General features: G+C 51.7%; 15 protein-coding genes, 1 other RNA gene and 1 pseudogene. 15 read left to right on the forward strand and 2 right to left on the reverse strand.

The window, feature by feature from the left end:
- The first annotated feature begins 3 nt into the window (after nt 1-3).
- The 9 genes and pseudogenes from G614_RS0105645 (at nt 4) to G614_RS0105690 (ending at nt 10,818) form a co-directional block, all read left to right on the forward strand.
- Complete coding sequence (locus G614_RS0105645) at nt 4-1,656, forward strand: nucleoside kinase (RefSeq protein WP_027641179.1); 1,653 nt, start codon at nt 4-6, stop codon at nt 1,654-1,656.
- Between the two features lie 225 nt (nt 1,657-1,881).
- Nucleotides 1,882-2,910: a C4-dicarboxylate TRAP transporter substrate-binding protein gene (gene dctP, locus G614_RS0105655; RefSeq protein ID WP_027641181.1), complete on the forward strand. Its 1,029-nt coding sequence runs from the start codon at nt 1,882-1,884 to the stop codon at nt 2,908-2,910.
- 26 nt (nt 2,911-2,936) lie between these two features.
- Nucleotides 2,937-3,428: a TRAP transporter small permease gene (locus G614_RS0105660; protein ID WP_027641182.1), complete on the forward strand. Its 492-nt coding sequence runs from the start codon at nt 2,937-2,939 to the stop codon at nt 3,426-3,428.
- A 3-nt stretch (nt 3,429-3,431) separates the two neighbouring features.
- Entirely contained in the window at nt 3,432-4,721 is a 1,290-nt protein-coding gene (locus G614_RS0105665; protein WP_027641183.1) for a TRAP transporter large permease, read from the forward strand.
- A 168-nt stretch (nt 4,722-4,889) separates the two neighbouring features.
- Nucleotides 4,890-5,882: an ABC transporter substrate-binding protein gene (locus G614_RS0105675; RefSeq protein ID WP_027641184.1), complete on the forward strand. Its 993-nt coding sequence runs from the start codon at nt 4,890-4,892 to the stop codon at nt 5,880-5,882.
- Nucleotides 5,872-7,734: a cache domain-containing sensor histidine kinase gene (locus G614_RS0105680; protein ID WP_027641185.1), complete on the forward strand. Its 1,863-nt coding sequence runs from the start codon at nt 5,872-5,874 to the stop codon at nt 7,732-7,734. The genes G614_RS0105675 and G614_RS0105680 overlap by 11 nt, the downstream gene beginning before the upstream one ends.
- Nucleotides 7,715-9,208: pseudogene (locus G614_RS0105685) on the forward strand (response regulator transcription factor); the annotation flags it as partial. The gene G614_RS0105680 and the pseudogene G614_RS0105685, both read left to right, overlap by 20 nt.
- A gap of 78 nt (nt 9,209-9,286) precedes the next feature.
- Nucleotides 9,287-9,644, forward strand: an RNA gene (rnpB, locus tag G614_RS29225) — RNase P RNA component class A.
- Between the two features lie 130 nt (nt 9,645-9,774).
- Nucleotides 9,775-10,818, forward strand: a complete 1,044-nt coding sequence (locus G614_RS0105690) for a lysylphosphatidylglycerol synthase transmembrane domain-containing protein (protein ID WP_027641187.1) — start codon at nt 9,775-9,777, stop codon at nt 10,816-10,818.
- A 111-nt stretch (nt 10,819-10,929) separates the two neighbouring features.
- Here G614_RS0105690 and uxaC read toward each other — a convergent pair whose 3' ends face one another.
- Together uxaC and G614_RS0105700 are read right to left on the reverse strand one after the other, a co-directional pair.
- Nucleotides 10,930-12,345: a glucuronate isomerase gene (gene uxaC, locus G614_RS0105695; protein WP_027641188.1), complete on the reverse strand. Its 1,416-nt coding sequence runs from the start codon at nt 12,343-12,345 to the stop codon at nt 10,930-10,932.
- Nucleotides 12,346-12,367: 22 nt separating this feature from the next.
- Complete coding sequence (locus tag G614_RS0105700; protein ID WP_027641189.1) at nt 12,368-13,369, reverse strand: LacI family DNA-binding transcriptional regulator; 1,002 nt, start codon at nt 13,367-13,369, stop codon at nt 12,368-12,370.
- 205 nt (nt 13,370-13,574) lie between these two features.
- Here G614_RS0105700 and G614_RS0105705 point away from each other — a divergent pair, with 205 nt between their 5' ends.
- The 6 genes from G614_RS0105705 to G614_RS0105730 all read left to right on the forward strand — a co-directional run bounded on the left by G614_RS0105705 (nt 13,575) and on the right by G614_RS0105730 (nt 19,882).
- Nucleotides 13,575-15,062: a UxaA family hydrolase gene (locus tag G614_RS0105705; protein WP_027641190.1), complete on the forward strand. Its 1,488-nt coding sequence runs from the start codon at nt 13,575-13,577 to the stop codon at nt 15,060-15,062.
- 135 nt (nt 15,063-15,197) lie between these two features.
- On the forward strand, nt 15,198-15,959 hold the full coding sequence (locus G614_RS0105710; RefSeq protein WP_027641191.1) for an IclR family transcriptional regulator: 762 nt from the start codon (nt 15,198-15,200) through the stop codon (nt 15,957-15,959).
- A 129-nt stretch (nt 15,960-16,088) separates the two neighbouring features.
- Nucleotides 16,089-16,739 carry a bifunctional 2-keto-4-hydroxyglutarate aldolase/2-keto-3-deoxy-6-phosphogluconate aldolase gene (locus G614_RS0105715; protein ID WP_027641192.1) on the forward strand — a complete coding sequence of 217 codons (651 nt, stop codon included), beginning with the start codon at nt 16,089-16,091 and terminating at the stop codon, nt 16,737-16,739.
- 64 nt (nt 16,740-16,803) lie between these two features.
- Nucleotides 16,804-17,835, forward strand: coding sequence for a sugar kinase (locus G614_RS0105720; RefSeq protein ID WP_027641193.1), 1,032 nt, complete (start codon nt 16,804-16,806; stop codon nt 17,833-17,835).
- Between the two features lie 109 nt (nt 17,836-17,944).
- The gene (locus tag G614_RS0105725) at nt 17,945-18,979 is read left to right on the forward strand and encodes a sugar kinase (protein WP_027641194.1); all 1,035 of its coding nucleotides are present in this window, start codon (nt 17,945-17,947) and stop codon (nt 18,977-18,979) included.
- Nucleotides 18,980-19,162: 183 nt separating this feature from the next.
- The gene (locus G614_RS0105730) at nt 19,163-19,882 is read left to right on the forward strand and encodes a hypothetical protein (protein WP_027641195.1); all 720 of its coding nucleotides are present in this window, start codon (nt 19,163-19,165) and stop codon (nt 19,880-19,882) included.
- The last annotated feature ends 62 nt before the right edge of the window (nt 19,883-19,944 follow it).

The following is a 19,944-nucleotide window of genomic DNA, read 5'->3' on the forward strand; positions in this document are numbered from 1 at the left end:
GGAATGGCACTGGTTAAGATACACGGCATCACAAAGGAATACCCGGAGGGCACCACATGGGCGGAGGTGGCCCGGGAGCACCAGAAGGAGTATGAATACGACATCCTGCTGGTACGGGTAAACGGAAAGCTACGGGAGCTGCATAAACAGGTGAAGGACTGCGAGCTGTCCTTTGTCACCGCAAAGGATAAGCCGGGAATGTCCGCCTATCAGAGAAGCGCGTCCCTTATGATGCTGAAGGCATTCTACAGCGTGGCGGGAGCCGGCAATGTGGAAAAGCTGATGATTGATTTTTCCATCGGCAGGGGATTCTTTGTGGAGGCCAGGGGAAACTTTGTCCTGGACCAGGAATTCCTGGACGCGGTAAAGGCTAAGATGAGGGAGTACGTGGAGCGGAAGATTCCCATTATGAAGCGCAGCGTATCCACGGACGATGCCATCGAGCTCTTTGAGAAGCTGGGGATGTATGACAAGGCCAGGCTGTTCCGGTACCGCATGGTATCCAGGGTCAATATCTACAGCATTGACGGGTTTGAGGACTACTATTACGGGTACATGGTGCAGAATACAGGCTACATCAGGCATTTTGACCTGATTCCTTACCACTACGGGTTTGTGATGGTGATGCCTGACAGGAATACGCCGGACGTCCTCCACAAGTTCACGCCCAGCGATAAGCTGTTCGCCACCCTGTCTGAATCCACGGAGTGGGGCAGGCTGATGGACCTGGAGACCGTAGGCGCCCTGAATGACAGGATTGCAAAGGGGGACATGTCCCACCTTATTTTGATACAGGAGGCCCTTCAGGAGAAGAAGATTGCAGAGATTGCAGCGCAGATAGCAGCCAGGAAGAACGCCCGCTTTGTCATGATTGCGGGTCCGTCCTCATCCGGCAAGACCACATTTTCCCATCGTCTGTCAGTCCAGCTGGAGGCCATTGGCTTAAAGCCCCATCCCATTGCTGTGGACAATTATTTTGTAAACCGTGTGGACAGCCCCAGGGATGAACACGGCAATTACAATTATGAGATTCTGGAATGTCTGGATGTGGAGCTGTTTAACCGGGACATGACAGGCCTCCTGGAGGGAAAGCGGGTGGAGCTTCCCTACTATAACTTTAAAAAGGGAATCAGGGAGTACAAGGGGAATTTCCTCCAGCTGGGGGAGGGGGACATCCTGGTCATAGAGGGAATCCACTGCCTGAACGACAGGCTTTCCTATACCCTTCCGGCTGACAGTAAATTTAAAATTTACATCAGCGCCCTGACACAGCTCAATATCGACGAGCATAACCGCATTCCCACCACGGACGGACGGCTCCTGAGAAGAATGGTGCGGGATGCCAGGACAAGAGGTTCCTCGGCCCAGGAGACCATCCGTATGTGGCCTTCTGTGCGCAGGGGCGAGGAGGAGAACATCTTTCCCTTCCAGGAGGAGGCGGACGCCATGTTCAATTCCGCCCTGGTCTATGAGCTGGCAGTGCTGAAACAGTACGCCCAGCCCCTGCTCTTTGCCATTCCAAAGGACAGCGAGGAGTGGCTGGAGGCCAAACGGCTCCTTAAGTTTCTGGACTACTTTATCGGCGTCAGCAGCGAGGATATTCCCAAGAATTCCATCCTCAGGGAGTTCATCGGCGGGAGCTGCCTGAACGTGTGATGTCCACAGAGGGGCACAGAGATGAGACAGACCGTTTCCTTACAATCACGGTACAGGAAACGGTCTTTTTTGCGTATTTTCTGCGAGGGAAAGATTTTAAAAGAAAAAGGAATGAGAGTGAATGTACAAAATACCTGCCCGAAAGATATAATAAGGGCATCAAAGACGAGGAAACACCAATCCGGCGGCTGTGCCGCGCGGAATAAGAATTTAGGAGGGGAAGAAATGAAGAAGGTACTGGCATTACTGGTAAGCTGCACATTGGCCTTATCCCTGGCAGGCTGCGGCAGCCAGACGGACAGCGGTCAGACAGCAGAGGGAAGCGGCAAGAAAGTCCGTATCATGATTGGCTATGAGAACAACCCAGGGGAACCCATTGACCTGGCCTGCCATGAGTGGAAGAGACTGGTGGAGGAGCAAAGCGGAGGTACCATGAGGGTTGACCTGTATCCTTCCAGTCAGCTGGGAAGCAAGGACAATATCATCGACCAGGCTGTGAACGGGGACTGCGTGGTCACCCTGGCCAACGGCCCCTTTTTCCAGGACAGGGGAATCCAGGACTTTGGCGTTCTCTTTGCCCCATATCTGTTTGAGGGATGGGAGGATCTGGAGAAGGTGGTGGACAGTGAATGGTTTGACGGCAAGGCAGAGGAACTGGAACAGAATGTGGGATTGAAGATATTGACCACATGGAGATACGGAATCCGCCATACCATTACAAAAAAACCGGTGAATGCGGTCAGCGATTTAAAGGGCAGGAAAATCCGTGTTCCCAACCAGACCATACTGATTAAAGTGTTTGAGTCCCTGGGAGCAACACCCACGCCTATGGCTATGAGCGATATCTACACGGCCCTGCAGCAGGGAACCATAGACGGGGCCGAGAACCCCCTTCCGGTTATTTTAAACGGCGCATACCAGGAGGTGGCCAAAAACCTGGTGCTGGATGCCCATACATATGACATGACCTGCTGGATTATGGGAGCGGATTACTTCCATACACTGACAGAGCAGCAGCAGAATATTCTGATGGAGTGCGGAGACCAGGCCGGCGTATTCAACAGCCAGCAGCTGGAAAAGGCGGATGAGGAAGCGCTGGAAGCTTTAAAGGAAGCTGGCGTAACAGTAAGCGAACTGACGCCGGAGGATTTCAAGGCAGCAGGCCAGGCATTTTACGAGGATCCGCAGATTAAGGCCATGTGGTCCGAGGGACTTATTGAAGAGATGAAGGCCATCATCGGCAGGCAGGATTAAGTGTACCGGGAAAGGGGTAAATATTTATGAAATCAGATAACAAGATTGGGAATCTGCTCCGCAACGCAGATGTGCTGGCAGCCTGTGGGGCACTGGTACTTCTGGTGGGAGTTACGTTCTTTGGGGTCATCATGCGCTATTGCCTGGGAGACCCATTTGTGTGGCAGGAGGAAGTGCAGCTGGCCCTTATCATATGGGTGGTATTTCTGGGGGGCAGGTATGCATTTGTATGCGGGAACCATGCGGCTATCGACGTGATTGTTGAAATGTTCCCGGAAAAGCTTCAGAAAATACTGAGCGTGATTATTGCAGCGGCAGCAGTCATCATCCTCTGTTATGTGGGCTATCAGGGTGTCCGGTATATCATGCAGATGGTGCGCTATAACCGTGTGACAAACATCCTTAAGATTCCCTACAGCCTTATCTACGCGCCGCTGCCCATAGGATGCCTTACCATGGCAGTGCAGGTGTGTCTGAATACATACAGGGATTTAACAGGAAAAGGGGAGGAGGTGTAAATAATGGAAACAAGTATTATTTTGATATCGACTGTAGTGCTTCTGGTGCTGCTGTTCCTGAAGGTTCCGGTGTTCATCTCCATTCTTTCCGGTTCCATGGCATATTTTTACCTGACAGGAGGTCCCTTCACAAAGATATTGGGCCAGAGAGTTCTGTCAGGCGTAGAGAGCATACCCCTTCTGGCTATTCCGTTTTTCATCTGTGCGGGCGTGTTTATGAATTATTCCGGCGTAACCAAGCGCGTCATGGGATTCTGTAATGTGATGACCGGGCGCATGACCGGCGGCCTGGCCCAGGTAAATGTACTTTTGTCCACTCTGATGGGCGGTCTGTCGGGAAGCAATCTGGCAGACGCTGCCATGGAGGCAAAGATGCTGGTGCCGGAAATGGAGCGCCACGGCTATTCCAAGCAGTTTTCTACTGTGGTCACAGCCATGTCATCCATGATTACACCCTTGATACCCCCGGGGATTGCCATGATTCTCTATGGCTCCATTGCCAATATTTCCATCGGAAAGCTGTTCATAGCAGGTATCGGTCCGGGCGTGCTTCTGTGTGTTGCCATGATGATACTGGTGCACTTTATCTCCAAAAAAAGGGGATATAAGCCCATGCGCACAGAGCGTCTGACCATGAAACAGGCAGCTCCTGAGATTGCCAGCGCCTTCCTCCCTCTGTGCCTTCCCGTCATCATCATCGGCGGTATCCGTTTGGGAATCTTTACCCCGACGGAGGCAGGGGCGGTTGCGATTGTCTACTCCCTGGTGCTGGGCGTGGTGTATAAGGAATTGAAGCTTAAGGATATCGGTACCGGTCTTAAGGAGACCGTGGCTACCACGGCGTCCATTATGCTGATTGTGGGCGGCGCCTCTGCCTTTGCCTGGATACTGACCAGGGAGCAGATTCCCCAGCAGTTTACGGAGCTGGTGCTGGGAACCATCCACAATAAATATCTGTTCCTCTTTGTCATCATCCTGTTCCTCATCGTGGTGGGCATGTTTATTGAGGGAAACGCAGCCCTTATCGTTCTGGTTCCCCTTCTGGCACCGGTGGCTGAGGCTTACGGCATCGACCCCATCCATTTTGCCATGGTCTATATATTCACAATGGCCTGCGGCGGCGTGACGCCTCCCATGGGAGCGCTGATATTTGTCACCTGCGGCATCACCAGGTGTAAGATAAAGGAGTTCATCAAGGAATCCATTCCGTTCTATGTCATGCTGTTTATCTGCATGCTGCTGATGGCCTATGTGCCGGTGTTCTCCACCGGACTGGTGAATCTGTTCTATTAAAAGCAGGAGAATATGTGCAGGGAAGGCTGCCGGAGGGTTTATTCCCCGGCAGCCTTGGGTTTTCTCAGCTCCTGTTCGCCGCTCAGTTTGCCGCTTATATCATCTTCTCTGTCTATTCGCACGCTTTTCTGGTATAATAGGATTCAAATGAGACAGGGGCATTGATATATGAGAAAGAAAATCATTGCGGCATGCCTTGCAGTGATGCTTGCATGCCTTTTATGGATGGTAAAGGACAGATGGTCCCTTCCGGCGGCACAGGAGTCAGAGCATGAGGGACTGAGGGTGGGATTATCCCAGGCGGAACCTCTGACGCCCTGGAAAACAGCTCAGATTAAGAGCTTTAAGGAGGCAGCCAGGAGGAGAGGGGCGCAGTTGATTTACCATGCGCCGGAGGAAGAGAGTCTGGAGTGGCAGATTGAGGATATATACAGACTTCTGGATTCGGATATTGATTATCTTATCCTGATTCCCAGCGCCAGAGACGGATATGACCAGGTACTTTTGGAGGCCAGGCAGAGGGGAGTGCCGGTGATACTGGCAGAACAGGATGTGGAGATGGAGCCGGAGTATGACCGGGAAGATTACATACTGGGCTATGTTGCCTCGGACTATTATGCGGAGGGAGAACTGTGTGCGGACATACTGGCCCGTCATTTCGGTATTGAGCCCTGCCATACCATGGTGATTCAGGGGGAAAAGTCCTCGGCCATGGATTGGGAGCGGTACATGGGATTCATGCACGGCGTAAGGGAGCACTCCAACCTATATGTTTCCAAGCGTGTGGAGAGCAGCGGAAACCGGCTTACGGCCCAGAAGGTGACAGAGTCCGTGATTGCGGACCAGGACATTGATTTTAACGCGGTATTTGCCCAGAGCGATGAGGACGGGCTGGGGGTTCTCCAGGCCCTTAAGCTGGCGGGGATGGAACCAGGCAAGGATGTGGTCATTGTGTCCATAGGCGGCATACAGGATGTGTTTAAGGCCATCATTGCCCGGGAGTATCTGGCCACGGTAAAGAGCAGTCCGGAATACGGAGATGTGGTATTTGATATCATAAACAGGCACCAGAGGGGTGAAAACCCAAACCGGCAGACCATGGTGAAGCACCGGGAATATACCATGGATAACGCGGAGGAATTGTTTGAGGATGCATATTAAGGAAACCATGAAGGCTTATCTGAATAAATGGACAGGCTTCAGGGCCTGCCGTAACCTGGGAGCACGTCTTATGTTAAAGGAGAAGATGATTCTTTCATTTGCTGCCGCATCAACCGGCATTGTCGTACTGACCGGCGCTCTCCACTATTATATGACCTCATCCAGAATCCTTAAGGAGGCGGAGGCCACCACGGTCCAGATGGTGGGCAATGCATGCCAGGATATCAATGAACTGTTCCACCAGACCTTTCAGGTCTGTTCTGCCATGAATGACAATATCAGCATGCAGAAGCTTATAAGACGTCAGTTTAGCTCTATAAAGGAGATGTATTCCTATGACCTGGAGGGAAGTATGGAGATGATGGTGCTTCCTTCCTATAACCGGGACATCTTTGGCGTATATGTGCTGGGGGATAATGGGGGGCGCTATAAGAGCAATTCCTCATCCTTCCTGGTGTCGGATCCCAGGGACACGGACTGGTACCGCATCATCCATGCCACGGGACAGACCCAGTGGTTTCCGCCCCACGAGAACTCCTATGTGGTCAGCACCCCCTACACCTCCTATGTGTCCATGGGAATCCCCTTTATTGATAAGGCCACGGGCCGGACCAAGGGGGTGGTCCTGGCGGACATCGATTCCGACAAGCTGTCAGACATTGCGGCCAGGGCGGTCAGCGGCGCAGGAGACGTCTTTCTGATGGATGAACGGAACCGAATCATGAATCTGACAGCAGGGGAAGGACCATGGAAGGACAGGGATGGGGTTGAGAAGGCGCGCCGCATGGTGGAGGAAAACTTAAGTGAAATACCGGAATACGGCGTCTCCCATGTACTGAAGGACAAAGGACAGCTGGTGGTCTACCAGACCTTAAATCAGACGGACTGGAAAATCGTGGGCGTCATACCCAAGGCATCCATTACCCGGTCCGTGGAGTATATCAAGGTGCTCATGATTATGCTCCTGGCGCTGGCTGTGGTCATATCCATGATACTGTCCGAATTAGTGGCTGATTCCGTTACCAGGCCCTTGTTCACACTGGTAAAGGCAATGGAACAGGTGTGTGCCGGCAATCTGGAAACATCGGTTAAAACGGAGCGCAGGGATGAAATCGGGGTGCTGTATGATTCCTTCAACCATATGACAGGAGAGATGAGGAACCTGATTGACACCATATACCGGGAACAGGAGAAGCTTCGGAGAGAGGAGTTAAAAGCCCTGCAGGCCCAGATTAATCCACATTTCCTGTACAATACCCTGGACTCCATAATCTGGTCTCTGAGGATGAGGCAGGTGGAGGAGAGCATTGAGATGCTGACAGCCCTGACAGATTTTTTCAAGATAAGTCTCAGCAAGGGACGGGATATCATTACCATAGAGGAAGAGGTAAAGCACATAAAAAGCTATCTGAGCATCCAGCACCGCCGTTATCAGGAGAAATTTGACTATGACATCCATGTGGATCCGTCCATTTTGTCATGCAGGACGCCCAAACTCATATTGCAGCCAGTAGTGGAAAACGCCATCTATCATGGAATCAAGCCCATAGAGGAGAAGGGGTATATTTACATCCATATCTTTCCCAGGGAAGGGGATGTCATCCTGCAGGTGCAGGATACAGGCATGGGGATGGATGAGGACACATGCAGGCGCCTGAACCGGGAACTGGATACCATATCCTCGGACCAGCAGGGCACTGGGTATGGGGTACGCAATGTGAACGACAAGATTAAGATTGTATATGGCAGGAGGTATGGGGTGACCATAGAGTCCGCCAAGGGAGAGGGAACTGTGGTGACCCTGCGGATTGGAAAAAAGGGGGAGACATCCGATGAGAGCGATTATCTGTGATGACGATGAAATTATTTTAAGGGGGCTGCGCAGCGTCATTGACTGGGCATCCCTGGGCATAGAACTGGTGGGAACAGCGGGAAATGGAAAGGAAGGTCTGGCGCTCTTAAAGGAACAGAAACCGGAACTTCTCATGACAGACATACGTATGCCTCATGTAGACGGACTGCAGCTCATAGAGGAGGGGAAGAAACAGAATCCGGAACTCATGGCCATTGTGTTCAGCGGTTATGATGATTTTGAATATGCCAGAAGGGCTCTTAAACTGGGAGTTCAGGACTATCTCACCAAACCCATTAACATGGATGAGCTGACCCATCTGGCTTCGGACTGCGTCAAGCGGTTCGACGAGGCCAGAAAAGACTCCTTTGAGGACAGGGAGGATTTGCTGCGTAAGCTTCTGATGTACGAGGTAAGTGACAGCGGCCCATTAAAGGAGATGGAGCATGACCACTGTATGGTCCTTATCTTTGAATCCCCGGACAGCGGCCGGCTCATGGCAGCGGCAGCCGGCCATATGAGGGAGCAGGGGGCCTATGTGTTGATGCAGAGGGAGAACCGCTGCGAGATTGCAGTCATTGCGCCTACCAGGATGACGGTGGAAATGCGGGCAAGTCTCTTTATAAGCCATGCCAGGCAGTTGTTCTCAGAACAGGGGATGAGCCTGACCTGCGCACAGAGCAATGTGCAGTGGGGCATCCGGCTGCTGGACCAGTGTTACCAGGAGGCACATGAGGCCCTGAAATTAAAATACATCAGAGGCGACAACCAGAATCTGCGTTTTCAGGATATCAAAGGGGATGGAAAGGAAAGCGACCCGTCGCCCATACTGGACATCGACCTTATCACCCCGGTGAAATGCGGCAATGTCAAGCTTCTGGAAAAGCGCATGGGAGAGCTGGAGGCGCTGCTTGTGAAGGCCGGGATGGATTCCTATATCTATATGCAGTTCATGGTCAGCAGCCTTTTAAGCACGGTCCTTAAGGAGCTGGGAGAAGCGGGAATATGTGCGGAGCTGGTGTTTGAGAATCCGGTGGAGGAATATAAGAAGCTGATTGGGTGCGAGACCATTGGAAAGGCCATTGGCGTGCTGGGAGAAAACCTGAAGCGTATCTGTGAGTATGCGGGAAGTCAGAAATCCGGCGCTTATTCCAGGCCGGTGGTGAAGGCCCTTGCCTATATGGAGGAAAACTACAGCAGTTCTGCCCTGTCCCTGGAGGAAACGGCCGCAGTTGCGGGCCTCAGCGGCGCCAGGTTCAGCACATCCTTTAAGAGCGAGACCGGGGTGGCCTTTACAGATTACCTTCTGAAGCTGCGCATGGAAAAGGCGAAGGAGCTGATGCGCAACCCCAACCGCAAGATTTATGAGATTGCCATGATGACCGGTTACAGCAACATTCCATACTTCAGTACTGCCTTTAAGAAATATACAGGCTGTCCGCCGTCGGAATACAGGGAAAAGCGTCAGGGTTTGTAGTGCAGGGGTTGCAGGGAAAAGCGTCATGGTTTCTCTGGACAAACCCGTGATTCTGTGATAGACTAATACACGTTGTGAGTAGGACAGGTGGCCGCTGCCGCGATACCGCAAGGCCGCGGGAGAGGAAAGTCCGGGCTTCACAGGGCAGGGTGCCAGATAACGTCTGGCGGAGGCGACTCCAGGGACAGTGCAACAGAAATGTACCGCCTTTTAGGCTGCGGCCTTAAAGGTAAGGGTGGAAGGGCAGTGTAAGAGACTACCGCCCGTCTGGTAACAGGCGGGGCACATGTAAACCCCACTCGAAGCAAGACCGAACAGGAAGCATATGGCTGCCCGTCAGCTTCCGGGTAGGTTGCTTGAGGCTGCCGGCGACGGCAGTCCTAGATAGATGGCCATCCAGCGACATAACCCGGCTTATCGTCCTGCTCACATACATTTATTGACATGAGGAAAGAGAAGATTATGGGATAGAATCCTGTAATCTTTTTTCGCATGGAAACAGTATTCGTAAAAAACATCCGCCAGGGCAATCCAAGGAATAAACAGGGAAGGGGGAAACTGGGATGGAACAGGAAAAGATGAATTGGAAGGAGATGTCCATTGGGCTATGCCTGGTGGCTTTGCTGGCCTGGTTCACATTCCATGTGCTGTTGAGCGATCATTCCGCCCAGACCCTGGGCAGTACGTTCATGAGGGCGGATATCAGGTTCGTATCCATGGGGTTTGCCTGCATGTTTCTGTTCGTCAACTGTGAGGCGGCCAATATCAGGCTTTTGATGCGGACCTTTGGGAAAAAGGTACCTTACTGGCGCTCTCTTTCCTATGCGTTCACGGATTTTTACTTCAGCGCCATCACCCCCTCCGCCACGGGAGGGCAGCCCATGCAGCTTTACTATATGGTCAGGGACGGCTTTGGGGCAGCCCACAGTTCATTTTCCCTGCTGGCCACGGCCGCGGTGTATCAGATGACGGTGCTGGTTTACGGGTGTGTTATGGTTGGCGCCAATCTGTCCTTTGTCATGGGCCAGGGCAGAATCATGCGGCTGCTCCTGACTTTTGGGGTGCTGGTAAATGGATTCTGTTCCGGCCTTATCCTGTTAATCATCCTCAACGGTCTTTTGGCGGAGAAAACAATGCTGTGCATTGTAGGAGGACTTAGCAGGGCCGGAATCATAAAGAACAGGAAGCGTGCAGTTCAAAAGGTGGAGGGACTGATTGATGAGTACAGCAGGGGAGGAGCCTATCTGAGGCAGTATCCCCTGGTGGTGGTAAGAATGTTCATCCATGGGGCAGTTCAGCTGACTGCCCTGTATCTGGTGCCTTACTGGGCCTGCCGGGCCCTGGGCATATCCGCTGCAATAGAAGATTTCCTGGCCCTTCAGGCCATATTGAGCCTGGCAGTCACCGCGGTACCCCTTCCCGGTTCCGTGGGGGCCTCAGAGGGAAGTTTCCTTGCACTGTACCGCACCCTTTTGGGGGCAGGCCAGAGCTTTTCTGTGATGCTCTTAAGCAGGGGAATCAGCTTTTATGCAATGCTGTGCATAAGCGGGCTGGTAACCGCCTTCCTGCAGTTTGCAAGAAGGGGAAAATCTGCCTCTCCGGTGTGAACATGAGAGCAATTGAGCAATAACAGCTGAATGCGAATAAACCCGGATTAACCAGGATAAGTAAAACAGGGGATTGCCTATGGAATCAGGCAGTCCCCTTATCGTTTTAATTTACTTCACTTCATCCAGCTTAAATCCAAAATACTTCACAGAGTTGTTGTAGCAGATACCCTTTACGATTTCTTCCAGGGCCTTCATGTCTGCCGGATACTCGCCGTTCTCTACCCAGCCGCCAATCAGGCTGCAGAGGATGCGGCGGAAGTACTCGTGTCTGGTGTAGGACAGGAAGCTTCTGGAGTCTGTAAGCATACCGATGAAGTTGCCCAGGCATCCTAAGTTGGCCAGGGATGTCATCTGCTCGGCCATGCCGGTCTTGTGGTCGTTGAACCACCATGCGGAGCCCTGCTGAATCTTGCCAGGGAATTTCTCCTGGAAGCAGCCGATGATGGTTCCGATGGAAGCATTATCATTTGGATTCAGAGAGTAAAGGATGGTCTTTGGAATCTCGTTATTGGTGCTCAGGGCATTTAAGAAATCAGCCATCTGCGCACTTGGAGCGTAGTTGTTGATGCAGTCAAATCCGGTATCAGCGCCCAGCTTCTCGAACATGTAGCCGTTGTTGTCCCTCTTGCAGCCGTAGTGAATCTGCATAATCCATCCCATGGCATTGTACTCGCGGGCCACAAACAGCATGAAGGCTGTCTTAAACTTCAGTTCCTCTTCCTTGGTTACTGCCTCGCCCTTTAAGCCCTTGGCAAGGATGGCATCCACCTCGGAGTCAGCAGCAGGCGCATACATCACATACTCCAGGGCATGGTCGGATACGCAGCATCCCATGGATGCAAAGAATTGCATACGCTTCCTGAGCGCCTCTTTTAAGGATGCATAATCAGTAATCTGAACACCGCTGACCTGGGAAAGCTGCGCCATGTAAGCGCCAAAGGTTGGCTTCTCGACGTTCATGGCCTTGTCCGGTCTCCATGCCGGAAGTACCTGTACATCAAAGGTGTCGTCCTCTGCAATCTTCTTATGCCATTCCAGGGAGTCTACCGGGTCGTCAGTGGTGCAGATCAGGGTCACGCCTGACTGTCTGATCAGGTTGCGGACCGTCATGGAGTCCTCCTGGAGCCTCAAATTGCACAGGTTCCATACCTCCTCAGCGGTATCGCCGTTTAAATAGCCCTGGTATCCGAAGTACTTTCTCAGCTCCAGGTGGCTCCAGTGGTACAGCGGGTTGCCGATGAGCTTTGGCATGGTCTCTGCCCAGGCCTGGAACTTCTCCCTGTCCGTGCTGTCGCCGGTTACATACTTCTCGTCCACGCCGTTGGAACGCATCTGGCGCCATTTGTAATGGTCGCCGCCCAGCCATACCTGTGTGATGGTGTCAAACTTGCGGTCCTCGTAGATTTCCTGAGGATTGATGTGGCAGTGATAGTCAAGTATCGGCATATTCTCTGCAAAATCATGATACAGCGTCTTTGCCATATCAGTTGATAATAAGAAATCCTTGTCCATAAATTGTTTCATGTGTGATATTCCTCCTTAAGAATTAAAAATTTGTGGTTTTCCTTTTTATTAAATCAGAAGCGATTGTGGTCCTGCTGGGCACATTCACGCCGCTGAAAACCCCCATTAGAGTGTTGATAGTGGTGGTGCAGAGCGCTTCCACCTTACTGTCAATGGATGTAATCTCCGGGTCCGTACACCGGGCCAGCAGGGAATTGTTATAGCCGATAATGCTCAGCCCTTGGGGAATGGAGATATCTGCTATGTGGGCATACTTCACAGCGCCCACGGCCAGTGAATCGTCGGAGGTGATGACCGCGTCGAATTCCAATCCTTCTCTGTGAAGGGACAGCAGCAGCTCCCTGGCAGCCTCTATGTCCTTGGGACACTGGCGGATGAGTTCATCGCAGGGCGTGATGCCGTTTGCCTTGAGGGCGTCTTTGTATCCCTCCAGCTTATTGACCCCGCTGTAGGAATAGCTGGTGTATACATACAGGATACGCCTGCGTCCGGAGGAGAGCAGCTGGCTGGCAGCGCCGTACACCGCTGCGTGGTCGTCGCAGACAGTGCTGTATATATTCTCACCTTCCAGAAAGCCGTTGACCAGCATGATGGGAAGGTCGGAAGCAGCCTCGATGATATAGGCATTATCCTTGGCCCGCATCTCCACGAATTTGGAACCGGCCAGTATGATGGCATCCACCCGCTTGGAACGCAGCAAATCAAAATACTTCTGTTTGGCATCCAGGTCATAGCCGGTGCAGCAGAGAATGGCGTCATAGCCATGGGAGCGCAGTTCCCGTTCCAGATAGTAAATAGCGCCTGCCAGATACGGATCGGACGAATCGGAACACATGATTCCGATGGTCTGCATGGTATTTAACCCCAGGCCTCTGGCGAACACATTAGGAGTATAACCCAACTCGTCCATAACTTTCAAGACCTTTTCTCTTGTCTTTTCACTGACATTGGGATTGCCGTTAAGTACCCTGGATACGGTGGCGATGGACACCCCCGCATGCTCAGAAACATCATATATATTCATAGACCAACCTCACATTCTGTAAGCGCTTACAAGATAAGTATATTATACATATTCCCCGTGGATAATGCAATACTTTTCTATTTTTTTATTGACTTCTGACCGGAAAATGAGTAGAATAATTGTAAGCACTTACAAAAATAAGTCACGAAACAGCACACAAGAGACAGGAACAAAATCAAAGAAAACAAAGAAGATAGGAGAATGAATGGCCATGCAGGATATTGTAAAAATTCATGAAAATGACAATGTGGCGGTTGCGCTGCGTCCCCTTGCAAAGGGCGGGACTCTGGATGTAGCAGGAGCAAAGGTCAGCCCTCTGGAGGACATACCCCAGGGACACAAGTTTGCCTTAAGGCCCATAAAGGCCGGAGAGGAAGTGGTGAAGTACGGCTTCAGGATTGGATATGCAAAGGAGGACATAGAGGCAGGGGCATGGGTCCATGTGCACAATGTGAGGACTGCCCTGGGGGAGGTGCTTACCTATGACTATGCTCCCCGGAAAAATGATGTGGCCCCCACGGAGCACGTATATTTTGAGGGATACCGCAGGCCGGACGGCAAGGCGGGAATCCGCAACGAGATATGGATTATCCCCACTGTAGGCTGTGTCAACTCCATCGCCAAGGCCCTTGAGAGCCAGGCAAAGTCACTGGCAGTCGGAAATGTGGAGGACGTGATTGCATTTCCCCATCCCTTTGGATGTTCCCAGATGGGAGATGACCAGGAGAATACCAGAAAGGTGCTGGCGGACATGATTCACCACCCCAACGCGGGGGGCGTGCTGGTGCTGGGATTGGGGTGCGAGAACAGCAACATTCCCGTGCTCATGGACTACATCGGAGAGTACGACGAGGACCGCGTGAAGTTCCTTCAGTGCCAGGATGTGGAGGATGAGATGGAGACTGCCATGGGTCTTCTTAAGGAGCTGGCCGCCTACGCAGGTGCATTTTCCAGGGAGAAGATAGATGCCGCCGAGCTCGTCATCGGCATGAAGTGCGGCGGATCCGACGGACTGTCCGGCATCACGGCCAATCCGGTGGTAGGCGCGTTTTCCGATTTGCTGGTGAGCAAGGGCGGAACCACCATCCTTACGGAAGTGCCTGAGATGTTTGGGGCAGAGACACTTCTCATGAACCGCTGCGCCACCCCGGAGCTGTTTGACAAGACCGTGGACCTGATCAATAATTTCAAAAACTATTTTACCAGCCACAACCAGACCATCTATGAGAATCCGTCCCCAGGCAATAAAAAGGGCGGCATCTCCACCCTGGAGGACAAGTCCTTAGGATGTACCCAGAAGTCGGGAAGCGCCCTTGTAAGGGGCGTGCTGGAATACGGCGAGCCTGTGAAGGTGAAGGGCCTGAACCTGTTAAGCGCCCCCGGCAATGACCTGGTGGCCTCCACGGCGCTGGCTGTATCCGGCGCCCATATGGTGCTCTTTACCACGGGAAGGGGAACTCCCTTTGCCTCCCCGGTGCCTACGGTCAAGATATCCAGCAACTCCAGGCTGGCAGGCCACAAGGACAACTGGATAGACTTTAACGCAGGCCGCATGGTGGAGGACATGACAAAGGAAGAACTGGCAAAGGAGCTGCTGAATTACGTTCTGGCTGTTGCATCCGGCAGGAAGGTCAAGTCAGAGGAAGCAGGATTCCATGACATGGCTATTTTCAAACAGGGAGTGACGCTGTAGGAAAAAACGGTTTTTATGGCAGTATTTTATTGTAATTTCTTCTTGCATCTCCTGCCTGCCTGAGGTATACTGAGTATCAGATATCGTATATACGGACAAGAGATGTATATACGAATAATTGAGCGGGAGGTGTCCATGAAACTAAACAGAACCACGCTGCGCACCGTAGAGATACTGAAACTGGTGTCAAAAAAGCCGGACGGCATTACCCTGGATGAGATATGCGCAAAGCTGAACATGCCTAAGACCAGCGCCTACGATATCGTGACCACTCTGGTACAGGCCGGCATGATTCATGTGGCAAGGGAGCAGAAGCAGAGATATACTATCGGCCTGACAGCCTACCGGATTGGAATTAACTATACAAATAACCTGGACTTTATCAGCACCATTGACCCGGTGCTAAAGGCATTTTCCAGGGAGGTGGGGAAGACCGTGTTCTTCGGGATACGATCGGATGATTCCATTGTGTATATTTGCAAGTTTGAACCAGAGAATCCCATCATCACCACGGCGACTGTGGGAACTAAAAATCCCATTTACTGCACATCCCTTGGCAAGGCAATCATGGCCTACACGGAGGACGAGGACCGGGACGGCGTATTGTCCCGTATCAGCTTTAAGAAGCACACGGATAGAACCATCTGCACCAGGGAAGAATTTGAGAGGGAGCTTAAGTCTGTGCGGGAAAAGGGATATGCCTTTGACGCCAGGGAACTGGAAGAACACATGGAATGTGTAGGAGCCCCCGTATTTGGGCAGGATGGCAATGTGATGGGAGCCATCAGCGTCTCCAGCCTCTATAAACCCACAGAGGATTATGATGCCCTGGGACGCCTGGTAAGCGATAAGGGGGCCCAGCTGTCACGTCTGTTGGGATACATCGGACATGTATAGGAAAATAAACTTACATTTTTACCTGTTTTGCTGTTGACAAATCATGTGACAGAGATTAGAATTTAAGTATACAAATCGTAATTATGAAAGTGATTCGCATATGCGAACTCAAAGAGAAGGAGAATGAAGATGAAGAAAGAACAAGTTTTAGCAAGAATGAAAGAAGACTGTCTGGTTGCTGTTGTTCGCGCAAAGAACTATGAGCAGGGTGAGAAGGTAGTTGACGCCATCATCGCAGGCGGCATTAACTTCATCGAGCTTACCATGACCATGGATGACGGAGATCCGGTTGGCTTCATCAAACTGATGGCAGAGAAGTATAAAGACAATGATAAGATTGTAATCGGCGCCGGCACCGTACTGGATCCTGAGACAGCAAGGGCCTGCATCCTGGCCGGAGCTAACTACATCGTAAGCCCGGGCCTTAACGTTGACACCATCCGTCTGTGCAACCGTTACAGAGTACCCATGCTGCCAGGCGTTTTGACTCCAACCGAGGCCATTACCGCTATGGAAGCCGGCTGTGACATTATCAAGATTTTCCCGGGCAACATCGTGGGACCTGCAGCCATCAGCTCCTTCAAGGGACCCCTTCCACAGGGCGAGTTCATGCCATCCGGCGGCGTAGACGTGGACAATGTTGACAAGTGGATCAAGGCCGGCGCTTACGCAGTGGGAACAGGAAGCAGCCTGACAAAGGGCGCCAAGACAGGCGACTTTGCAGCCGTTACAGCTAAGGCTCAGGAGTTCGTGGCAGCTGTTGCAGCAGCAAGGGCATAGATTATACCGTATAGTAAGCATCATTCCAAATATCATTAAGAAGAGATTAAAGGAGAATTATACAATGGCAAAGATTGTTACCATGGGCGAAATCATGTTAAGATTATCTACCCCAAACAACGAAAAGTTCATTCAGGCAGACGAGTTCGACATCAATTACGGCGGCGGTGAGGCAAACGTGGCAGTTTCCCTTGCAAACTACGGTCATGAGGCTGAATTCATTACCGCGGTTCCGGCTAACCCCATTGGCGAGTGCGCAGTGGCCGCACTGAGAAAGTATAATGTAGGTACAAAGCACATTGCCAGAAGTGGCGAGAGACTGGGTATCTACTTCCTGGAGACAGGCTCAGCCATGAGGGCTTCCAACGTGGTCTATGACCGTGCTCACAGCTCCATCTCCACGGCAACTGCGGATCAGTTCAACTTTGATGAGATTTTTGCGGATGCTGACTGGTTCCACTTTACCGGAATCACACCAGCTGTCAGCGATGCGGCCATCGAGCTCACCGAGGCAGCATTAAAGGCAGCCAAGGCACACAATGTGACCGTGTCCGTTGACTTAAACTTCCGTAAGAAACTGTGGTCCTCTGAGAAGGCTCAGAAGGTCATGACCAACCTGATGCAGTACGTAGATGTCTGCATTGGCAATGAAGAAGATGCAGAGAAGGTTCTGGGCTTCAAGCCGGGCAACACCGATGTTACCTCCGGCGAGCTGGAACTGGCTGGATACGTTGACATCTTCAACCAGATGGCTGACAAGTTTGGCTTCAAGTATATCATCAGCTCCCTGCGCGAGAGCCACAGCGCTTCCGACAACGGCTGGTCTGCCTGCATCATGGATGGAAAGACACGTGAGTTCTACCACTCCAGAAAGTACCACATCACACCTATCGTTGACCGTGTAGGCGGCGGCGACTCCTTCGCGGCAGGTTTAATCTGCGGTCTGGTGGATGGCAAGGATATGAAGGCAGCCTTGGAGTATGCAGTAGCTGCATCCGCATTAAAGCACACCATTCCCGGCGACTTCAACCTGGTAACCAGGGCAGAGGTTGAGAATCTGGCTGGCGGCGACGGTTCAGGCCGTGTTCAGAGATAAATCAGGATATTGACAATCAGACAATCAGAGACGGCTAATCCTTTTCAGAGGTATTAGCCGTTTCTTATAGGTTTCTTATACGGTTTTTTATATGAAAAGGAGATATGATATGTTAGAGACTAACGGCAGGAATTTTGACCTTCTTACCCTGGGACAGGTGCTTCTCAGGCTGTCACCCCCAGATAACGAGCGTCTGTCAAGAGGCGACACCTTCGTCAAGCAGGTGGGCGGGGCAGAACTGAACGTGGCAGTGGGCGCGGCCCTTCTGGGACTTCACACAGGCGTTATTTCCAAGCTTCCGGCCCATGATATAGGAAGCTTCATGAAAGGCAAGATTCGTTCCTTCGGGGTAAGCGATGATTTCTTCATGTATGACCAGTCCCCCGCAGCCAGGGTTGGCATTTACTATTATGAGAACGGCGCTTACCCCAGAAAGCCCAAAGTGATTTATGACCGCAACCACAGTTCTTTTTTCTCCCTGGATATTGACGAGATACCGGAGGAGGTGTACACGGCTTCCAAATGTTTCCACACCACAGGCATCACCCTGGCCTTAAACGAGGACATCCGCGAGACAACCATAGAGATGATTAAGCGGTTTAAGGCAGCGGGCACCCTGGTATCCTTTGATGTTAACTTCAGAGGAAATCTGTGGACAGGGGACCAGGCCAGGGAATGTATCCTGAGAATCCTTCCCTATGTGGACATCTTCTTCTGTTCCGAGGACACCGCCAGGCTTACCTTCTTAAAGACAGGTACGGCCAGGGAGATGATGAAGAGCTTCACCGAGGAATTCCCCATCTCCATCGTGGCCTCCACCCAGAGAATTGTCCACAGTCCCAAGCGCCATACCTTTGGCTCTGTGATATACGATGCTGCAAAGGATGAGTACTATGAGGAAGAGCCGTACCGGGATATTGAAGTGGTGGACCGGATTGGCAGCGGCGACGCCTATATATCCGGGGCTCTTTACGGGCTGCTCAGTACAGGCGGTGACTGTGCCAGGGCAGTTGCTTTCGGTAATGCCACGGCTGCTGTCAAGAACACCATTCCCGGAGACCTGCCATCTTCCAACCTGGAAGAAATCGAGACCATCATCCATGCCCACAACCAGGCAGGCCCTCAGAGTGAGATGGCCCGGTAAAGATAAACCGTATTTGTGTAAACATTTTGAAACATTTGTCATAAGGTTCATTCTAAATTCAGAATTATTAAGAAATACTTTATTGGATATGGACAGTAAATGATATATACTTCTCATACAGACATAACAAGTGCCTTCGGCTGGCCCATGGCTTCCCGCGAGGCAGATGAAAAGGAGAAGATTATATTGAGAAAATATTATTTATATGCAGTAGGAATTTGTGCAGCCATAGCCCTGGGAGCAGCCGGATGCTCGGCAGGTGTCAACGCCGAGACAACGGCCGATAGCTCCGTGACAGCAGAAGAGAATAAGGAAGAGACCACCATGAATGACACCACGGTAGTGGAATCAGTCACCGGAGCCATTGAGAGTATGGAAGAGAGCCGGCCCGGGATGCCCCAGTCCATCCGGATTTACGGACCTGTGACAAAGATGGAGGACGGCAGTCTTTCCATTGACAATCAGTCGGGCATGAGTACCAGCGGTGAAATTATCCTGAATGTGGCTGACGATATGACCTATATCCTGGACGCCATGACAGGTCTCCCGGTAGCCCTGGAGGATGTGAAGGACGGGGATACCATTTACGCCTACATAGGGCCGGCCATGACCATGAGCCTTCCGCCCATGACCAATGCTGTCATGATTTTCACCAATCTTCCGGCAGACGCCAAGGCGCCTGATTATGTGGAAGTCAAGTCCATGGTTACGGATGCAGCCACATCCAAATCCGTGCTGACAGCCGCGGACGGAGCCGAGTTCACACTGGCGGAGGACTGCAACATCTTCCCGTATCTCACCAGGAACATCGTGACTCTGGATGACCTGACACAGGGAAAGAAATGTGTGGTATGGTCAGATGATGAGAACACAGCTTCCAAGATTATGTTATTTGCAGAATAATTAAGTTTTCTCCAGTGGATGTTACAGGACAGGAGAAGGGCTGGTGCCCGGCATATGAACTA

This window comes from [Clostridium] clostridioforme AGR2157, from assembly GCF_000424325.1.
Taxonomy (GTDB): domain Bacteria; phylum Bacillota; class Clostridia; order Lachnospirales; family Lachnospiraceae; genus Enterocloster; species Enterocloster clostridioformis_A.